Raw genomic sequence first — 20,244 nt, 5'->3', positions numbered from 1 at the left:
TTTATCATCTCAAATAGGGCATATTAATTCTTGTTAATCAGCTACAATGATAGTTTTCTAAGAAACACATTTTATGTAGCTATAATGTGAAGGGATATTAAAAATAACATATCAAAGTACTTTAATCGAAGATGTCAAATAAACTTATCATAAAGAACAGTTTCTATCTCTATATTCGTCTTGTTGTATCAATGATCGCAGGAGTTTTTACTTCGCGATTCGTTCTTATGGCATTAGGTGCTTCGGATTATGGATTATATAATGTAGTTGGTGGTGTTGTGTCTTTAATGGCATTTGTCAATACCATTATGATAACAACTACTTATAGATTTATTGCTTATGAAGAGGGGAAGCCAAATGGAGATAGCAATAAAATATTTAATATAAGCTTGAGTATTCATCTACTGCTTTCAATATTATTTGTTATATTAGCTTTAACTGTTGGTCTATATTATATCTATCACTATTTAAAAATCCCTGAAGGGAAATTGAATGATGCTGTATTTACCTTTATTTTTTCCATTCTAAATACCGTCTGTATTATTATTGGCACCCCCTTTCAAGGTCTACTCGTTGCAAAAGAGAAATTTTCTATCACTGTTCCCATTGAAATATCTACTAAAATACTAACTTTATTATTATCCATATTATTAATTTATTTGCCAGGGAATCATTTAAGATATTATGTAATATTTATAACTATCATTCATGCCCTAAATCCTATAATGTATATTGCATATTGTCTAAAGACATATTTTAATACAGTCAAATGGCAATTATGTAGGGATTGGGTAAAGTACAAAGAAATGCTTGGTTTTACGGGATGGAATTCTATTGAAGTTGCTGCAATTGTTGGGGAAAATCAAGGATCAGCAATTATTATTAATCGGTTTTTTGGCACTATATTAAATGCCAGTTTTGGTATTGCTAATCAAGTAAATTCAATCGTAAGATCATTTGCACAGAGCTTAGGGCAAGCAATTATTCCACAGATAACAAAAAGTTATAGTGCAGGAGATCATAAACGAGCAAGTAAATTAGTTATTATATCTTCTAAATTCTCTTTTTTTTTAATGGCAATACCTATGCTGCCAATTCTCTTAGAAACTGATTTTATACTCAACTCATGGCTTAAAGAGGTTCCAGAATATACGATAACATTCGTTCAAGCCATGCTAATAAAATCAATTATTGCTACAAGTCAATTTGGTATAGGTCCATTGATTCACGCTTCTGGTAAAATTGCATTGTTTAAAATAATTAATAGTGGTATTACTCTTCTGTGTTTACCTTTAGCATACATTGCTTATAAAATGGGTCATCCACCTTATATTATTAGCTATATTTATCTTTTCACTGCTTTTTTAACCTTTATAACGAATCAGATTCTGCTAAAAGTTATTTTAAACTATGATGCAATTGAATTCTTAAAAAGATCTACATTTAAAATACTCCTTGTTTGCTTAACAGTAACTCCTCTTTTTATCATAAAAAATGCATTTTCTTATGGCTTGTTACGTTTTATTATTATAAGTATTATTTCAGAAATAGTTCTCTTTGCTTCAATATATTTTTTAGGAATGGATAATTCTGAGCGACAAACTATTAAAGGTTATGCAAGCCAAGGAATTCATAAATTACAAATGCACCATTCTTTTTCCCCAACCGAGCCATAAACATAATATATAAAAATTACAGTATGAGTTAATATGGTTGAACGAATTTAATAGGTTGAGAAGGTTTAGAGTGTTGAGAAGGTTTAGAAGGTTTAGAAATTTGTGTAGTCGGAGCTCGCTGAAGCTCCGCATTTATTGAGAGGGTTAAATTACTTAAAAAGCGGAAATGGATTACAATATACTTTAGATTATTATAATTCAAATAATTCGTGCTAATTAGTGAAAATTCGTGGACAGAAGAAAGGAAAATATGAAAGTTCTTGTTACCGGTGCTGATGGTTTTATCGGTTCCCATCTTACTGAAGCATTACTAAAAGATGGCTACCAGGTGAGAGCTTTAGCTCAATATAATTCTTTTAATTATTGGGGTTGGTTGGAAGATATAAAACCAAGCTCAAATTTGGAAATTGTATGCGGAGATGTAAGAGACCCTAATTATTGTAGAGAAATTAGCAAAGGCATAGATGTTATTTTTCATTTAGCAGCTTTAATAGCTATCCCTTATTCTTATATTGCACCAGAAAGTTATATAGAGACAAATGTAAAAGGGACTTTAAATATATGCCAGGCAGCTAAAGATAATGGAGTTAAAAGAATTTTAGTTACTTCCACCAGTGAAGTTTATGGCACAGCCAAATATGTCCCTATTGATGAAAAACATCCTTTACAGCCACAATCTCCTTATAGTGCCAGTAAAATTGGGGCAGATGCAATAGCGATGAGTTTTTATAATGCTTTTAAACTTCCCTTAACTATTATGCGTCCATTTAATACTTATGGTCCCAGGCAATCTGCTAGAGCTGTTATACCAACAATTATAATTCAAATAGCCAATGGAATGAAAGAAATCAAATTAGGAGATACATCTCCAACTCGTGATTTCAACTATGTAGAAGATATTTGCCAGGGCTTTATATTATTATCCCAATGCGATAAGGCAATTGGAGAAACAGTGAATATTGGTTCCAACTACGAAATTTCTATAAAAGAAACCTTTGAATTGATCAAGGATATTATGCATAGTGATGCTAAATTGGTTACTGATGAACAAAGAAATAGACCTGAGAAGTCAGAGGTCTTTCGCCTTTGGTGTGATAATAGTAAAATAAAGGCATTAACTGGTTTTGAGCCAAAATATAGCATAAAAGAAGGATTGGAGAAAACAGTGGAGTGGTTTACAAATCCGCAAAACCTGGGAAAATACAAACCAGGAATTTATAATCTTTAGTCCACGAGTCCACAAATTAGTCCACGAATTTTCACAAATTGACACGAAGTATGAATAATAATATTTTGTATAAGGAAGAATGCTACAAGATTATTGGGGCTTGTATGAATGTTCATAAGGAGTTGGGGCCTGGTTTTCTGGAAGCTGTATATCAAGAATCATTAGCTATTGATTTTTTGGATCAAGGAATACCATTTGAAAAAGAGAAAGAGATTCGCATCTTTTATAAAGATAAAATATTAGATAAATGCTACAAAGCTGACTTCTTATGTTTTGGGAAAATCATTGTGGAAATAAAAGCCCTTTCAGAACTCTCCAATGATCATATTTCTCAAATATTAAACTACTTGAAAGCCACTAAACTTAGAGTTGGCTTATTAGTAAACTTCGGTTCCCCCAGTTTAACATATAAACGCCTAATCTTATAAATTCGTGTTAATTTGTGTAAATTCGTGGACTAATTTGTGAACTATCAACTAATAATTGACTTCATTCGTTCCCTCTATCCCAATAGAGATCTCATCCCCCTTCATGAACCCTATTTTGGTGGTAATGAGAAAAAGTATGTTCTGGACTGCATAGAAAGCACTTTTGTTTCTTCCGTTGGTAAATATGTGGATCGTTTTGAAGAGATGATCAAGGATTTTACCGGTGCAAAATATGCTATTGCTACAGTGAATGGAACTTCTGCTTTGCATATTGCTTTAAAACTTGCAGGTGTTGATCAAGGTGATCTTGTAATAACACAACCGCTTACTTTTATAGCCACTTGTAATGCTATAACTTATTGTGGTGCAGAGCCAATTTTTGTAGATATTGATCCTGAGACCTTAGGTATGTCTCCTGATTCATTAGAACTTTGGTTATCTGCAAATACAATTATTCAAGATGATGCCTGTTATCTAAAAGAAGTTAATGTGTCCACAAATTTACACAAATTATCACAAGATCAAGAGTCCACGAATTTATACAAATTATCACAAATAGAGGAATTACAGGGATCGTTTGAAGATAATTCGAGTAAATTTGTGAAAATTCGTGGACAGAAGAAGATTACCGCATGCGTTCCTATGCACACTTTTGGTCATTCCTGCAAAATTGATCAAATCGTAGAGATTTGCAACCGCTATCATATTCCCGTTGTAGAAGATGCTGCAGAATCAATTGGAAGTTACTATAAAGGAAAACATACAGGAACCTTCGGGAAATTGGGAATATTGAGTTTTAATGGCAATAAGACCATAACTACAGGTGGGGGAGGAATGATTTTAACTGATGCCGATCAACTTGGTCCTCTGGCAAAACATATTACCACAACTGCCAAAAAAGCACATCCCTGGAAATTTGAACACGATATGATTGGCTACAATTATCGTTTGCCAAATATTAATGCTGCTTTGGGTTGTGCTCAAATGGAAATGTTACCGGAAATTCTTAAAAGCAAAAGAGAAACAGCCCAAATTTATCAGGACTATTTTAAAACAATTGCGGATATAGAATTTATTACAGAACCCAAAGATTGTATTTCTAATTATTGGCTTAATGCTATTCTCCTAAAAAATATCGAAGAAAGAGATGCTTTCCTTGAACAGGTAAATTCACAAAAAGTTATGTGCCGTCCTGCCTGGATTTTGATGAATAAACTTAAAATGTTTAGCCAATGCTTGAAAGCTGAAATACCCTTAGCAATAGAAATTGAGGAGCGATTAATTAATATTCCAAGTGGATTCGGAATTCATTTATAAGGTTATGTGTTATATCCAATATTTCAATATAGATATCTAAAAGCATAATGCATTGTTAGGATTTATAATTGTGAATATATTGATTATATCTGTTCATCCGGATGATGAAACTCTTGGTTGTGGTGGCACTATACTAAAGTTAAAGGAAAAAGGCCACTCAGTTAACTGTATGTTCATTACCGATGGAAATTCTCAACAATCTTTGATTATTGAAAAGGTTAATAGAATTTATGGTTTCAAAGCTATATACCGGATGAGCTTGCCTGAAACAGAGATAGATCAAATTAAACTAAATGATATAATTGGATCAATGAGTAAATTTATTATAAAATCAAATGCCGAAATTATATTTGCTCCTAATAGGAGTGATGTTCATTCTGATCATAGGACTATTTTTAACGCTTTGATATCTTCGACTAAAAGTTTTAGAGCTCCATTCATTAAAGGAATTTATATGTTCGAAACCCTATCAGAAACTGAATTTGCCCCTGCCTTAGCGGAAAATGCATTTATTCCCAATACATTTGTTGATATTACTGATTATCTGGATACAAAAATTGAAATAATGAAGATATATGAAACAGAGATAATGCCTGATCCTTTACCGAGAAGTGCTCATGCTATAAAAGGTTTAGCAGCTTTTCGGGGTTCAAGAATCGGCGTAAAGTATGCGGAAGCGTTTATGTGTATTTTTCAGAGGTTTTGATGAATAAACAACTAAAAGTTGCTTTGATATGCCACTTTTCTAATCCAGAAGTTAGAGAAAAGCTACCATTATCGGGATGTAAGATTGAGAATTATATTCGTAAGATTTTAAATAAGCGAAATAAACAATTATTTGACTATGCTCCTTGGGTAACGAATCTTATTTATGAGTTTGAAAAACGGAATGATATAGAAATTCATATTATATCTCCACATAAAAATCTAAAAAAGTTTAAATACAGCTTTAGCTATAATAATATACACTATCACTTTTTTAGACCAGATGATGATATTCTAATAATTAAGATATATAGGCGCTTCTTTAATGTGAAGAGACCAAAATACTATCATAATAGATATTTAATAAACCAATTTTTGAAGGATATTAAACCAGATATTGTAAATTTGGTAGGTGCTGAAAATCCTTATTATTCTATATCTGCTTTGGATATTAATAATTTACCGTTAATGCTTACAGCTCAAACTGTTTATACAAATCCCCTTAGGGAAAAACTCAGCGGAGATGTAGATCAATATCGTTGGGATTTAGAGTTGAGAATACATAAAAAAATAAAGTACTTTTGCTGTAATGGACTAATGCATAGGAATATGGTTTTGCGTAATAACCCTGAAGCCATAATATTTCATTATACTTTCCCTTTTAAACATCCCAAAACAATAGATAATATAGCTAAGAAATATGATTTTGTCTTCTTTGCTGCCGGTGTTACAAAGAAAAAAGGGGTAGAGGATACTATCCAAGCACTTAAATTGGTAAAAAAAGAATTTCCTGAAGTTACTTTAAATATAGTTGGGAAGTGTGCTGCAGATTATCGTAAATTTCTGGACAAAATGATTGAGGAATTACGATTAAAAGATAATATCGAATTTACGGAATATTTTATTAAACAATCTGATATGCACAAGCATATTCAACAAGCAAAGTATGCTGTGTTACCTGTAAAACTTGATGTAATATCAGGAACTATTATAGAAGCTATGATACTTGGATTTCCAGTTATTACCTATAAGACAACCGGCACTCCTTTTCTTAATAAATATGGTGAGGCAGTTTTAATTAGTGAGATTGACGATGTTAATTCATTAGCTAAAAATATGCTTAGAGTGATGAAAGAACCTGAACTTGTTGAAAAAATGTTAGCGAATTCAAAGGTCTTTATTGAAAGAGAGTATGATAACAAAGCTAATATGGATAAACTCGTAAATATTTATAATGCCGTCTATAAGCATTATTATAATAGAGAACATATACCTAAAGAATTACTTTTTAATCCTGATGAATTTCCCGAATATACAATGGGATAGAGGAGTATAAATGTCTAAAATTATATCATTAATAGAAATAATAGATTTACTGAAGCAAGAAATTGTAACAGTAAATGGAGATATCAAAAATATAAAAGTAAATGGAATTGCCTCTTTAGATAATATGGATTTAAATAAGTTAGATTGGGTAAATCCTTCGGCACTTAATAAACAAACAAGAGCTGAGCAAACAAATTCTTCTGCTATTATTACTGACGCGTCCGTAAGTTATACAGAGATAATGCAACAAAAAGGTATTGTCCAAATTGTCGTTAAATCACCAAGAAATGCTATTGCTATGATAGGTAATCATTTTTTTATAAACACTTATAAAGCATATATACACCCTACATCAATAATTTCTAATAAAGCGCAAATAGATAAAACAGTTTATATTGGCCCAAATGCAATTATTGGTAAATGTATTATAGGAAGGAATTCTATCATACATAATTCAGTTACAATAGAAAATGATGTTATTATCGGAGATAATGTAATAATATATTCAGGATCTGTTTTGGGAACAGTTGGACTGGGTTGTTATAGGGATGAAATTGGTAACCTTTTTACTTTTCCTCATTTAGGAAGATTAATAATAGAAGATAATGTTGTTATCGGTGCTAATTGTTCTATTGCAAGGGGTTCTTTATCAGATACTTTCATAGGTCAAGGAACAAAAATCAATGCCTTATGTTTTATTGCTCATAACTGTAAACTTGAAGAAAATGTATTAATAACCGGTTCAACAATGTTGAATGGCTCTGTTTCTATCGGGAGGAATTCCACAATTTATTCACAAGTAATTATCAGAGAACAAACTAAAATTGGTGATAATGTTATAATAGGAATGGGTTCAGTTGTTTTAGGTGATATACCTTCAAATGAAGTATGGGTAGGCAACCCAGCTAAGTTTTTAAAGAAAAGATGAATAATAAAATTAAAGATCTTACCATCGGATTGAAGGACACTATTGCTTCAGCATTAAGGCAGATGGATAGAATTAATAAAAAACTCCTAATAGTAATAGAAAATGATAAATATTATAGTATGTTAAGCATTGGAGATCTTCAGAGAGCTATTATTAGAGGGATAGATCTAAACACTGAAATTAAAACAATCCTTAGGGATTATGCTGTAGTTGTTTCAGAAACAGATAATATTGAGCAGATAAAACAGAGAATGTTACAAAGACGGAATGAATATATGCCCATTATATCTACCGAGGGAAAGATAACAGATGTAGTTTTTTGGGAAGATATTTTTAAAGAACAGGAAAAGCTAAAGAAGGGAAATATCAATCTACCAGTGGTAATAATGGCTGGAGGTATTGGCTCACGGTTAAAGCCCTTAACAAATGTCTTTCCGAAAGCATTAATCCCAATTGGGGAAAAAACAATTCTGGAACAAATAATAGATAGTTTTCTGGAATACCAGTGTGAGAACTTCTATATTTCGGTAAATTACAAATCAGATATGATCAAATATTATTTAAATTCACTTAATAATCATAATTACAATATACACTATATTGAAGAAAAAGAATTTTTAGGGACTGCTGGAAGTATCAAATTGGCAAGAAAGTTCATTGATTCTACTTTCTTTGTAAGCAATTGCGATATTCTTATTGATGATGATTATGCTAATATATTGGATTTTCATAAAGAAAGTAAGAATGAAATAACTATTGTAGCAGCGATAATGCAATCCAGCATCCCTTATGGAGTTCTGGAAACAAATAATGAAGGTCAACTGATAGAGATTAATGAAAAACCGGAATATTATTACAAAATAAACAGTGGCTTATATATCTTGGAGCCAAGTGTTTTTAAATATATTCCAGAAAATAAGCTCTTTCATATTACGGATTTAATTAAATTGTTAATGGAACAGAAAAGGAGAGTTGGCGTTTTTCCTGTGAGTAAAGAGAGTTGGACTGATATGGGTAATTGGGATGAATTTTTGAAACAGGCAAGGATTAAATAATTATGGAATATTCCCAATTTATAAAACAGGACAACAAGCTGATATTATGGTCTATTCCTATTGTATTATTTTTATCACATTTATCTATCAATACATATTTTCCTAATCTGATTATTAATATGATAGGTATTATGTTAGTTACCATAACTTTAATATTGATATGCAGAAACTTAAAATTACCCTTTAGTATTGTGCTTGCATTTTTGATTACTCATTATCAATATAAGGAACATAGTTGTAATAATAGAAACAGTACTTATTGTTTAAGATACTGCAATGATATGGTGTTACGATATACATAAAAATATATGAAGACATTAATAAACAGTATATTAATAATTAATTAATGAGAGTGCAACTAATATTATGAGAGACATGGATTTAAATAACAGAGCAATTGCGTCAATGGGTTATTATGTCCCTTATGCAAAAAAAAATACACTAATACATAAAATAAATATATTTTTATCAAAAGACATATTGTATATTTTTGTTTTCTTTATAGCTATTACTCCTATGCAGTTCTCATTTAGTAAATTATTAATTCCCTTTGCATTTATTTATACATCAATAATATTTTTTTTAGAGAGGAAAAAACTTAGTGGAATTTTGATATTTCTTAGTATTTTATGGCTTATGATTAATATAATTGCTTTTTATAGAAGCATCTCCCTTAATGTTACCTCATTTCCTTATGCTTTTTATATGCAGTTCTTAAGGTTATTCTTAGCTTATATGATAATGTCTATTTTAGGTGATGAATTTTTCTTTACTCTAGAAAAATGGCTTTATAAATTGTCAGTATTGTCTCTACCTTTTTTCTTATTAGAAACATTGTTTAGACCTTTATTCTATAGGGTTTCTTCTTATCTAAATTTTGCTACTATTATTGATCAAAAAATTCTTGGAGGATGGTATGGCGGTTTTTATACTTTCAATGCATGGAGTGCTGGAAGGAATAGTGGATTTATGTGGGAACCTGGAGGTTTTGCTTTTATTCTTATTTTCCTAATTATTTTTAGATTTTACCAAAATTCACTTAAGATAGATAAACATATTATAGTATATTTTATTTGTCTGGCAACAACTTTATCAACAACAGGAATATTAGTAGGATTTTTATTACTATTAACTTATTTAGTGTCTAAATCTCGAAATGTCTTCCCAATATTACTTATTCCTCTATGTATTTATATATTTTTCGTTCAAATCTGGGAATTAGAATTTATCGGTCCCAAAATTAATATGTATTTATATAATTTAAATCTAACATGGCAAGTGGGTGTTGGTTCAGCTTATACATTGAGATTAAATAGAGTTGGAATATTTTACTATGCAATTAAACAATCTTTCAATTATCCCTTAGGACATGGTGTTTTTCCAGTACTTGGCTATATAGATGAATTCGGAGAAGAAGTATCAGGTCCAAATTCTTATGCTTTGATTATTGTAAAATGGGGTTGGATAGGACTTATAATATTTGTAAGTGGGATATGGAATGCAAGCAAAATAATGTTTAAAAAATATAATGAAATCGTTCAGATATTGATTTTTATTGCAGTAGCTCTAACCTTGTTTTCTAATATATTGGAGAATAATCTTATTGTATTATGCTTTTTACTGTATCCTTTTGCAATTAGCAATAACCCACTCAATAACACTTACTACAGCCAATTATCATAAGAGTGCTATATTATATTAAGATATAATTATTCTCAGCAATGAAAAATTAGATGATATTATTAGATTAGTATATTTAAATAGAAATCATAAGGATATTATATGTTTACAAATAAGTTAATAATTATTACGGGTGGAACAGGTTCTTTCGGTAACGCTGTTTTAAGACGGTTTTTAAATACCGAGGTGAAAGAGATTCGCATATTCAGTCGGGATGAGAAAAAACAGGATGATATGCGGAAACTATATAATAACCCTAAAATCAAATTTCATATTGGAGATGTTAGGGATTATGATAGTGTAGCTAATGCAATGGTAGGTGTGGATTATGTTTTTCATGCTGCTGCCCTGAAGCAGGTTCCTTCCTGTGAGTTTTTTCCTGTTCAAGCAGTTAAGACCAATGTTCTGGGCGCTGAAAATGTAATTAGAGCTGCTATTGCCAATAATGCCAAGAAATTAATTGTGCTTTCTACAGATAAAGCTGTTTATCCTATAAATGCAATGGGAATGTCTAAGGCATTGATGGAAAAAGTTATGATTGCCTATTCCAGACAGCAACCGGAAAATGGAACTGTTCTTTGTGGAACAAGATATGGCAATGTAATGGCTTCCAGAGGATCTGTTATACCTCTATTTGTAGAACAAATCAAGGCAGGGAAACCGATTACTATTACAGACCCGGATATGACACGTTATTTAATGTCTCTGGAAGAAGCAGTTGAACTTGTTATTTATGCATATCAGAATGGAGTGCAAGGGGATATTTTTGTGCAAAAGTCACCAGCTTCTACGATAAAAGACCTGGCACAGGCATTGATAGAACTTTTTGAAGCGACGACAGAGATAAAAATAATCGGAACCAGGCATGGAGAAAAGAAGCACGAAACCTTAGTAAATAGAGAAGAAATGGCAAAAGCAATTGATCTTACGGGTTATTACAGAATTCCTGCAGATGTTAGAGACCTGAATTATGATAAATATTTTAGCAATGGGGAAGAAAAAGTTGCAGAAGTAGTGGAATATACTTCGGAAAATACCTATCGGCTGAATGTGGAAGAAGTGAAAGAGAAACTGCTGACCCTTAAATATATCCAGGATGAGCTAAGTTCCCGCAGATGACGCAGATAAAAACGCGAATTACGCAGATTGGATATAATTATAAGAATTCAAAGAAGCTATTTGTTTATATAATTCAACATTATAATGGAAAAGATTAGATATGAGTGAGAATGAAATTGCCTATAAGATAAGAGGTGCTATTTATGATGTGTATAATAAACTTGGTCCTGGGCTATTTGAGTCGGTATATGAAAATGCCTTAAGTTATGAATTAAAGAAACGAGGATTAGATGTAAAATCTCAGGTTCCAATAAATATAATCTATGATGGAATTGATATGGGAGCTGGCTTTAAAATGGATTTACTAATTGAAGACAAAGTGATTATGGAATTAAAATCTGTTGAAACACTTGCTTTAGTCCATCATAAACAATTACTAACCTATCTAAAACTAACTAACTTGAAACTTGGTATACTCGTCAATTTTAACACTTCCGATATCAACAAAAGCATTATCCGAAAAGTAAATGGTCTTTAAAATTCTTAAAATGAATTATAAAATAATATCTGCGAGATATGCGTTTTTATCTGCGTAATCAGCGGGAAACTAACTATGATTAAGATTGGGATAACTGGTCAAGCAGGGTTCATAGGTACCCATTTATTTAACACCCTTAGCTTGCATCCGGATAAATATATCATAATTCCTTTCCGGGATGAATTCTTCCAATCCGAAGAAGCATTGGATGCATTCGTAAAACAGTGTGATGTGATAATTCATTTAGCTGCAATGAATAGGCATAACGATCCAAATGTGCTGTATAAAACCAATATAGAATTAGTGCAGAAACTAATTGACTCTATGGAACGCACAAATAGTAAACCTTATGTAATTATGAGTTCATCTCTGCAAGAAGAACGGGATAATGTATATGGACTTTCCAAAAAAGAGGGCAGAAAATTATTTAATCAATGGGCAGAAAGAAATGGTGCAAAGTTTACCGGTTTAATTATTCCTAATGTCTTTGGTCCTTTTGGTGTGCCATTCTATAATTCTGTGATTTCTACATTTTCACATCAAATATGCAATACGCAGGAACCCAGAATTGAAGTGGATAATGAACTGAAATTGATCTATGTGGGGGATTTGGTAAAGGTGGTTCTTGATTTGTTTCCCGCAGATTATGCAAACACTGAGGGCTCTGAGGGCACTGAGGACACTGAGAACTCTGAGGGGTGGCAACCACCAAAGGTTTTGGAAGTACCGTATAAGGCAAAATATAAGGTCTCGGAATTATTGAATAAACTACAAGGTTATTATGATACTTATGTAGTGAATGGAATTTTTCCTGATTTAGCTGATTGGTTTGAGGTTTGCTTATTCAATACTTTCAGGTCGTATATACCTAAAGAGCATTTTCCTGTTAAATATAATAAACATTCAGATCAACGTGGTATATATGTAGAAACAATGAAATTTAATTCAAGAGGACAAGTTTCCTTTTCCACAACCCTACCTGGAATAACAAGAGGGAACCATTTTCATACCAGGAAAGTTGAAAGATTTGCTGTGATAAAAGGAAAGGCATCTATAAAATTACGAAAATATGGAACTGATGAAATTATTGAGTACATTCTGGATGGTGAAGAACCTGCTTATGTAGATATGCCTATATGGTATACACATAATATTACTAATATAGGGGATACGGAATTGCTGACTATGTTTTGGATTAATGAATTCTATGATCCCAATGACCCTGATACTTACTATGAACCGGTGTGATTTATTTCCGGCAGATTACGCAGGGGTTATTTCCCGCTGATTACGCAGATTTATGTTTAGTGATATTTTCATAATTTTGAAACGAAAAAGATAAAGATATTTCATCATACAATAAGGTATGCTAACTATTTCAATTACATCACTACTTATTAAATATATGCTGTTTAACTTTCTTGAACACTTATCTAAAAATAAAATTAAAAATCCTATCTGCGAAATATGCGTTTTTATCTGCGTAATCTGCGGGATATGATACTATGATGGGATTGACATGGGTGCTGGCTTTAAAATGGATTTACTGATTGAAGGGAAAGTGATTATAGAATTAAAATCTGTTGAAGCACTTTCCTTAGTTCATCATAAACAATTACTAACTTATTTAAAACTAACTAACTTGAAACTTGGCATACTCGTCAATTTTAACACTTCAGATATCAACAAAAGCATTATCCGAAAAGTAAATGGTCTTTAAAATTTTAAAATGAATTATAAAATAATATCTGCGAAATATGCGTTTTTATCAGCGTAATCTGCGGGAAACAATACTATGCTTAAATTGATCACTGTTGTTGGCACAAGACCTGAAATAATCAGATTATCTTGTGTAATTCCTTTACTGGATAAATACACAAATCATATTTTAGTTCATACCGGTCAGAATTATGATTATGAACTGAATCAGATTTTCTTTGAGGACTTAGAGCTTCGGCAACCAGATTATTATCTTAATGTAAATACTTCCAGTTTAGGATATGTCTTAGGAGAAACGCTGATTAAAATTGAAGAAATTCTGGATAAAGAAAAACCGGATACAATGCTTATCCTTGGAGACACAAATGCTTCTATAGCTGCAATTATGGCGAAAAGAAAACACATTCCGATTTATCATATGGAAGCAGGCAATAGAAGTTTTGATAACAATGTACCGGAAGAAATAAACCGTAAAATGATTGATCATATAGCGGATTTTAACTTGGTCTATACAGAGAATTCAAGAAGACATCTTTTATCTGAAGGTCTGCCTCATAGAAGAATTTATGTTACGGGCTCCCCTATGTTTGAGGTGTTGCAGCATTATTTGCCTAAAATTAAACAATCAAATATCTTGGAGACTTTGAACATAAAACCCCAAAAATATTTTCTAATCTCTGTGCATAGAGAAGAAAATGTTGATTATCCGGAAAATTTACAAAAAATAAGTATTGTCCTAAATACACTTGCAGAGCAATATCATTATCCTGTTATAGTCAGTACCCATCCCAGAACCCGTAAAAGGTTAGAAAATTCAGAGGGATTAAAGTTTAATTCTTTAATTCAGTTTCTTAAGCCATTCAGTTTTACTGACTACAACTTCCTGCAAATGCATTCTTCTTGTGTGATATCAGATAGTGGAACTATTAGTGAAGAAAGTGCGATTTTAAAATTTCCTGCTATTACCATTCGGAATTCAATGGAACGTCCAGAAGCAATAGATGCTGGAACGATAATCCTTTCCGGTTTTGATCCTGATATAGTGCTTGATTCAATTAAAGTTGCAATAGAGGAAGATGCTAAATATACAAAAATATGCCCAGAATATGAGATTGATAATTGTTCAATGCGTGTGCTGAAATTGATCTTGGGGACAGCTAAATTGCATAAGCAGTGGAATGGGTTATTAATATCTTTTCTTGTGTCACTATAAAAAATCGTTAAATAATTGTGAATATAGTTATTATTTGTAGATTTCCTTTTCCAATAGGGTATTCTGGTACGAATAGAATAATATCTTATTCAAGAGGTTTGATAGAATTGGGTTGTCAAGTTTCAGTTTTAGTTTTGTGTAAAACTGAAAAAAATAAAAAAGCAATAAATAAGAATACTAAGGGTATTTATCAAGGTATATATTTTGAGTATATACCTAAAAGTACTATTAAATCTGAATCTAAGATCGGAAAAGCGATTGACTTAATTAGAGATTCTTTGTGCAGTTATATCCACATATTTAAGTTATCCAAAGATTCATCTATTGATGTATTTCTTATTAGTTCCGATCTTTGTTATGATGTGTATGTATTAAGTATGTTAGGGAAAAAAGATAAAAACCAAAAAGTATTTTGGATTGTTGACGAATTTCCAATTCCCATTCGTTATGGAAGGGATTCTATATCTTTATTGAGTTCTGCTTTATTTAAATTAGCATTGAGAAGATTAAATGGGCAAATATCAATGACAAAAATAGTTAATGAATATTATAAAAATCTTGCAGGTCAGCAATTTCCAAGTTTAATTATGCCTATGACTGTTGAACCTGATAGATTTGTTTATTTATCTAATAATATTCAAGATTCTAAAACTATAACTTATATTGGCAATATGGAGATTTACAAAGATAGCTTAGATATATTAATTAAAGCATATTACCTATTTTGGAAGGAAAGAAAAGACTATGAATTATGCCTAGTGGGAGATGGGAAAGATACACCAAAGCTTAAAAAATATGTAAATCAAATGGGGATATCTGAAAGTGTAATATTTACAGGTTCAGTTAATAGAGATGAAATTCCTTGTGTACTTTCCAATTCTAGTATTCTTATACTTGCAAGGACTAATAATAAGAGAGCCATGGGTGGATTTCCAACAAAATTAGGGGAATACTTAGCTTCTGGTAAGCCGGTTATTGTTACGAATGTTGGAGAAATAAGTGAATATCTCACCGATAAACAGAATGCTTATATAATTGAACCTAATAATATTGAAGCTCTTTATAATTGTTTTAAGTATGTTGCTGATCACTATGAAGAAGCAATTAATGTTGGTCTTGAAGGAAAAAAATTAGCTGAGGGTATTTTTAATTACAAAAGTCAAGCTATACGGATGTACGATTTTATTAGAGTGTATTGAATATGAGAGTTGCTTTATTTCATTTTGGTGTGTACAAAAAAGGAGGTTGGGAAAGAACTTTTTCACTTGCAAAAGGTTTAGCCGCTAATGGTTGTTGTGTTACTGTAATTACAACTGATGATAGAAAAGGTATTACCTATAACATCAATAAAGAAGAAGGAGTTAATGTAATTAGATGTAAAGATGTGTTACCTGATATTGTATTAACTAAAGGATTTGGATTATTTTCATTTATTGAAAGATTATGTTTTGTAATATTTCACAGTTTCGAAATTGTACATGCAGACAGTCATCGTCCTAATTCATATTATCCCTGTATATTAAATAGATATTTATATAAGGGGAAATTTATAATAGAGTGGTGGGATAATTTCAGCTATGATGGACAATTAGCAAACAAAAAGCAAATATTTAAATTAACTTTAGGTAGATGGGAAGAGAAAACAGAAATAGTTTCAAAATTGCGAGCAGATGGCGTAGTTGTACTATCTCAAGCGATGAGGGAACGAGCATTAAATTGTGGAGTAGTAAAAAATAAAATACAAGTCATTCATGGTGGCTCTAATATTAATAATATCAGGTATTTAGAAAAAACTATCGATAATGACAATTTATCAAAATATGATATTATATTTGGGTTCATTGGTTATGGTGATTCAGAAATTAATGATTTGATGCCATTCTTTCAAGCAATTAGATCAATTACTGTAAATTATTCTATAAGATTAATGAATTTTGGGAAGGACTTTTCTCGAAAAAGTATTGAAACTTTAGGATTAGACAAGATTATTATGAATTGTGGATGGATTGACTACCATTCAGATACAACTCTTTTATCATACCCGGATATATATATTTTGTTAAAAAAAGACGATACAATAAATAAATATGGTTGGCCCAATAAACTTGGTGATTATATGGCTTGTGGAAGACCCATTATGCTGAATTTATATGGAGATTTGCATGGTTTTGTTTCTGAATATCCTTATGGTTTTATTGTAGTAGAATACAGAGAGACGGATATAATAAAAGCTATAAAGAATATTATCATTGGAAATTATAACTTAACTGATATGGGCAAATATAATAGGACAATAGCTGAGAATTTGTTATCATGGAATGCTAAATCTAAAGAACTTCTTGAATTCTATAGAAAGATATACAATAAAGAATTGAATAGGTAAGACCTATCATTATTATACCTAATTATTTGTTTGTAATGTGGCTCACACATTCAATATATTGCTTCCCTATGATATGCATTTGTTAGGTAGTGTCTCGTCAAACTTGACATGACGCATAGGGATAAAATAAATGTCTCACTAAACCAAAGTGAGGTAATTATGCTCAAGTACAAAGTAACCTTAACGAAAGAAGAAAGAGACGAACTTATAGTTTTAACGAAAAAAAGAGATCACCCTGTATCCAAAATAAAAAAACCCTTGATTTTATTAAGTTGTGATGAAGGTGAAGGAGCAAAGAAACATAAGAATCAAGAAATTAGTGATATAGTTCAGGTAAGAAAGAAGACCATAGACCGGATTAAAAAGAAATTTGTAGAAGAAGGATTTGATGCAGTTATGTATCCGGGCAAATCTAAGCGTATTTAGCAGAAAAAATTTGATGGTGATATAGAAGCTCACTTAGTAGCTCTTTGTTGTAGTAATCCGCCAGATGGATTTGCCAAATGGTCTTTACGCTTACTAGCGGATAAAATGGTAGAATTACACTATGATGATATTTCTCACGAAGGTGTGAGACAGATTTAAAAAAACGAACTTAAACCCTGGAAATGTACAGTATGGGTAATTCCTCCTCAAGAGAGTAGTGAATTTGTAGCCCGAATGGAGGTTGTGTTGGATGTTTATAAAAGACCGTATGATGAAAATAACCCGGTAATATGTATGGATGAGACCCCCAAACAGTTAATTGAGGAAACCAGAATTCCAATTGCATGTCGTCCTGGTTTTATCGAGAACCACGATTATGAATACAAACGCAATGGTGTAAGCAATATATTTATAGCCTCAGAGCACCTAAAAGGTAAACGTTATGCACAAGTAACAGAGAAAAAGAAGAAAGGAGATTTTGCCAATTTGTTAAATTCCGTTATAGATTTATATTCTGAAGCCAAGAAAATTACTTTGGTAATGGATAATTATGATACCCATACAATTAGTTCTTTTTATGAGGTTTATCCATCTGAAAGAACAAAAGCAATAATAGACAAATTGGAAATAATTTATACCCCTAAGCATGGTAGTTGGCTGAATATAGCTGAAATTGAATTAAACATACTTCAAAGTCAATGTTTGAATAGGAGAATTCCAGATATTATAACTTTGGATAGGGAAGTAACAGCTTGGGTATTAGCCAGAAATAGTAAGGAATGCAAAATCAATTGGCAGTTTACTGTTGCCGATTCGAGAATAAAACTAAAAAGGCTTTAATCGATAAATTAAAGGCATTCCCACAAAAAAGTGATGTGGACAAGTTATAACACACTGTTGTGTATATATATAGGTTGTGTAGATGTCCAAGGTATTAATTTTTGTTATTAATTGAAAAATGGGATTTTTCCACAAAACTTTTCGTAACCAAAATTGCCGATCGAGAATTTTATGCCCTTTAAAGCCCATAATACTTTAATAGAAGCATTTTCTCGGGGGTGAGACGAACTTTGTGTCTAAATTTTAAAAATAGTTCAACTAACGCTGAATTAGCCCTGTGGATAAGTCAAAATCTGGACATATAACTATTGTAATAAACTGATATTAAAAGCTTTACAAAAATGGCGGTCTCACAATTATGGAATCAATTAAAAATAAGGAGACCACCATGGTAATAATACAGAATGAAACCACCGAATTCGTGCAAGGGAAATTATCTTGCTTCTGTAAAAAAGCAGCAGAAGGACTATCTAAACCCAAACAAAAATTCATAAAAGATATACTTATGGGATTATGCGGAACTGGATCACCCTCTATACACAATATCTCAAAATTTATCCAGGACAATGTATCTACCAAATCTACTTCTGAGCGTTTATATCGGAATTTGGGCCAAAACGACTATGTTGAGCACATTGATGAAACGCTGTTAAAGTTAGCAAAACCCTATATTACAGATGAAACCATCTTTATCGTGGATGAAAGTGACATTGCAAAACCCTATGCCAAAAAGATGGAAGGTTTACAGAAGATTTATAATGGTAGCGAAGGTAAAAGTACCAATGGGTATCTATTAATCAACATTGTAGCCTATACGCCCAACAAAGATTCCTACATGCTCTTACCAGTCTTTAGTCGTTTAATTGCACCCGATTTGGAATCTGACTCAGCTAAACAGATTATGCAAGATGCAATTATCAATATGGAGTTGTTCTTTAACGGTAAAGGCACATATGTGTTTGATAGAGGATTTGATGATCGTAAGCTAATAGAGTTTTTAAGTAATAATGGGATTCAATTTGTCATTCGTGGCAAGGGTAATCGAGCTGTTAAAGAAGGATTTGAAGAAATCAATTTTAACAAAATCGTAAGCGAAATGGAGTTCAACTATGAATTGCTTGGCTGCAAAGATAACGAAGTATTTAAATGCGGTACCAGAAGAATTAATGTCAGAACCGATGACCATCCCAGTAAAAAATCAAATACGGTTGAGATCAGTTTGGTTGTCTCGCGGATCTTTAGAAAAGGTTTTCAAAGAGGAAACGATTTTTATCTATTATGTGATTTTGCCAGCCAGGATAGGTTTGATTTGGAACTGGTTGCGAAAGCAATAGCTGTTTATAAAAAGCGTTGGGCAATAGAAGAAGTTCATCGCCAAATGAAGCAAAGTATGAAATGGGAAACCATGAGATTGGGTAGCTATCAAGGTATGAAAAATCTTAATGCTTTCATGGCTTTAGCATTGTTCTTCATTTATGTATCTAAAAAGTATATTGAAAAAATCGCCCTGGGATTCCCCAAAATACTACACTACAAAAAAGAAGATTTATCTATACCTAAAGAATTCATATATTACAGAATAGCTGAAGTTATTACAGTATGCATTAACTTTATTATTCAGTATAAACGAAAACTAAGCTTAGCCGAACGTATCGACCAGCATCAAATGAAAATAAGGTTCCGATGAAAAATATGGGAATGCCAACGATAAATTATTCTTGAC

Annotated in this window: 17 protein-coding genes and 1 pseudogene; all 18 read left to right on the top strand. The window is 31.6% G+C overall.

The genetic code is table 11. From position 1 onward, the window contains the following. Positions 1 to 227 precede the first annotated feature (227 nt). The 18 genes and pseudogenes from PLE33_02005 to PLE33_01920 all read left to right on the top strand — a co-directional run bounded on the left by PLE33_02005 (position 228) and on the right by PLE33_01920 (position 20,208). Positions 228 to 1,676, top strand: coding sequence for a hypothetical protein (locus PLE33_02005; protein HPS60022.1), 1,449 nt, complete (start codon positions 228 to 230; stop codon positions 1,674 to 1,676). A gap of 250 nt (positions 1,677 to 1,926) precedes the next feature. After that, entirely contained in the window at positions 1,927 to 2,904 is a 978-nt protein-coding gene (locus PLE33_02000; protein ID HPS60021.1) for an NAD-dependent 4,6-dehydratase LegB, read from the top strand. A 50-nt stretch (positions 2,905 to 2,954) separates the two neighbouring features. Further along, a complete protein-coding gene (locus PLE33_01995; GenBank protein HPS60020.1) occupies positions 2,955 to 3,332 on the top strand; it encodes a GxxExxY protein in 378 nt (125 codons plus the stop codon). A gap of 36 nt (positions 3,333 to 3,368) precedes the next feature. Further along, positions 3,369 to 4,649, top strand: a complete 1,281-nt coding sequence (locus PLE33_01990; protein ID HPS60019.1) for a LegC family aminotransferase — start codon at positions 3,369 to 3,371, stop codon at positions 4,647 to 4,649. Positions 4,650 to 4,719: 70 nt separating this feature from the next. Then, positions 4,720 to 5,355, top strand: a complete 636-nt coding sequence (locus PLE33_01985) for a PIG-L family deacetylase (protein ID HPS60018.1) — start codon at positions 4,720 to 4,722, stop codon at positions 5,353 to 5,355. Next, positions 5,355 to 6,680 carry a glycosyltransferase family 4 protein gene (locus tag PLE33_01980; GenBank protein ID HPS60017.1) on the top strand — a complete coding sequence of 442 codons (1,326 nt, stop codon included), beginning with the start codon at positions 5,355 to 5,357 and terminating at the stop codon, positions 6,678 to 6,680. The genes PLE33_01985 and PLE33_01980 overlap by 1 nt, the downstream gene beginning before the upstream one ends. Positions 6,681 to 6,690: 10 nt before the next feature. Further along, positions 6,691 to 7,608 carry a DapH/DapD/GlmU-related protein gene (locus PLE33_01975; GenBank protein HPS60016.1) on the top strand — a complete coding sequence of 306 codons (918 nt, stop codon included), beginning with the start codon at positions 6,691 to 6,693 and terminating at the stop codon, positions 7,606 to 7,608. Beyond that, complete coding sequence (locus PLE33_01970) at positions 7,605 to 8,663, top strand: nucleotidyltransferase family protein (protein HPS60015.1); 1,059 nt, start codon at positions 7,605 to 7,607, stop codon at positions 8,661 to 8,663. The genes PLE33_01975 and PLE33_01970 overlap by 4 nt, the downstream gene beginning before the upstream one ends. A gap of 366 nt (positions 8,664 to 9,029) precedes the next feature. Then, the gene (locus tag PLE33_01965) at positions 9,030 to 10,346 is read left to right on the top strand and encodes a hypothetical protein (GenBank protein HPS60014.1); all 1,317 of its coding nucleotides are present in this window, start codon (positions 9,030 to 9,032) and stop codon (positions 10,344 to 10,346) included. 99 nt (positions 10,347 to 10,445) lie between these two features. Further along, on the top strand, positions 10,446 to 11,462 hold the full coding sequence (locus PLE33_01960) for a polysaccharide biosynthesis protein (protein ID HPS60013.1): 1,017 nt from the start codon (positions 10,446 to 10,448) through the stop codon (positions 11,460 to 11,462). Between the two features lie 100 nt (positions 11,463 to 11,562). Continuing rightward, positions 11,563 to 11,940 carry a GxxExxY protein gene (locus tag PLE33_01955; protein ID HPS60012.1) on the top strand — a complete coding sequence of 126 codons (378 nt, stop codon included), beginning with the start codon at positions 11,563 to 11,565 and terminating at the stop codon, positions 11,938 to 11,940. 75 nt (positions 11,941 to 12,015) lie between these two features. Then, entirely contained in the window at positions 12,016 to 13,188 is a 1,173-nt protein-coding gene (locus PLE33_01950; GenBank protein ID HPS60011.1) for an NAD-dependent epimerase/dehydratase family protein, read from the top strand. A 265-nt stretch (positions 13,189 to 13,453) separates the two neighbouring features. Beyond that, entirely contained in the window at positions 13,454 to 13,660 is a 207-nt protein-coding gene (locus PLE33_01945; protein ID HPS60010.1) for a GxxExxY protein, read from the top strand. A gap of 75 nt (positions 13,661 to 13,735) precedes the next feature. Further along, complete coding sequence (gene wecB, locus PLE33_01940; GenBank protein HPS60009.1) at positions 13,736 to 14,872, top strand: UDP-N-acetylglucosamine 2-epimerase (non-hydrolyzing); 1,137 nt, start codon at positions 13,736 to 13,738, stop codon at positions 14,870 to 14,872. Positions 14,873 to 14,889: 17 nt separating this feature from the next. Beyond that, the gene (locus PLE33_01935; GenBank protein ID HPS60008.1) at positions 14,890 to 16,071 is read left to right on the top strand and encodes a glycosyltransferase; all 1,182 of its coding nucleotides are present in this window, start codon (positions 14,890 to 14,892) and stop codon (positions 16,069 to 16,071) included. Between the two features lie 2 nt (positions 16,072 to 16,073). Continuing rightward, a complete protein-coding gene (locus PLE33_01930) occupies positions 16,074 to 17,255 on the top strand; it encodes a glycosyltransferase (protein HPS60007.1) in 1,182 nt (393 codons plus the stop codon). Between the two features lie 159 nt (positions 17,256 to 17,414). Then, positions 17,415 to 18,521: pseudogene (locus tag PLE33_01925) on the top strand (IS630 family transposase). 388 nt (positions 18,522 to 18,909) lie between these two features. Beyond that, the gene (locus PLE33_01920) at positions 18,910 to 20,208 is read left to right on the top strand and encodes a transposase (protein ID HPS60006.1); all 1,299 of its coding nucleotides are present in this window, start codon (positions 18,910 to 18,912) and stop codon (positions 20,206 to 20,208) included. The last annotated feature ends 36 nt before the right edge of the window (positions 20,209 to 20,244 follow it).

The sequence above is a fragment of the Candidatus Cloacimonas sp. genome (genome assembly GCA_035403355.1).
Lineage (GTDB): Bacteria > Cloacimonadota > Cloacimonadia > Cloacimonadales > Cloacimonadaceae > Cloacimonas.
Note: the sequence above shows the minus strand (reverse complement) of the source record. Positions and strands in the feature narration are given on the sequence as shown.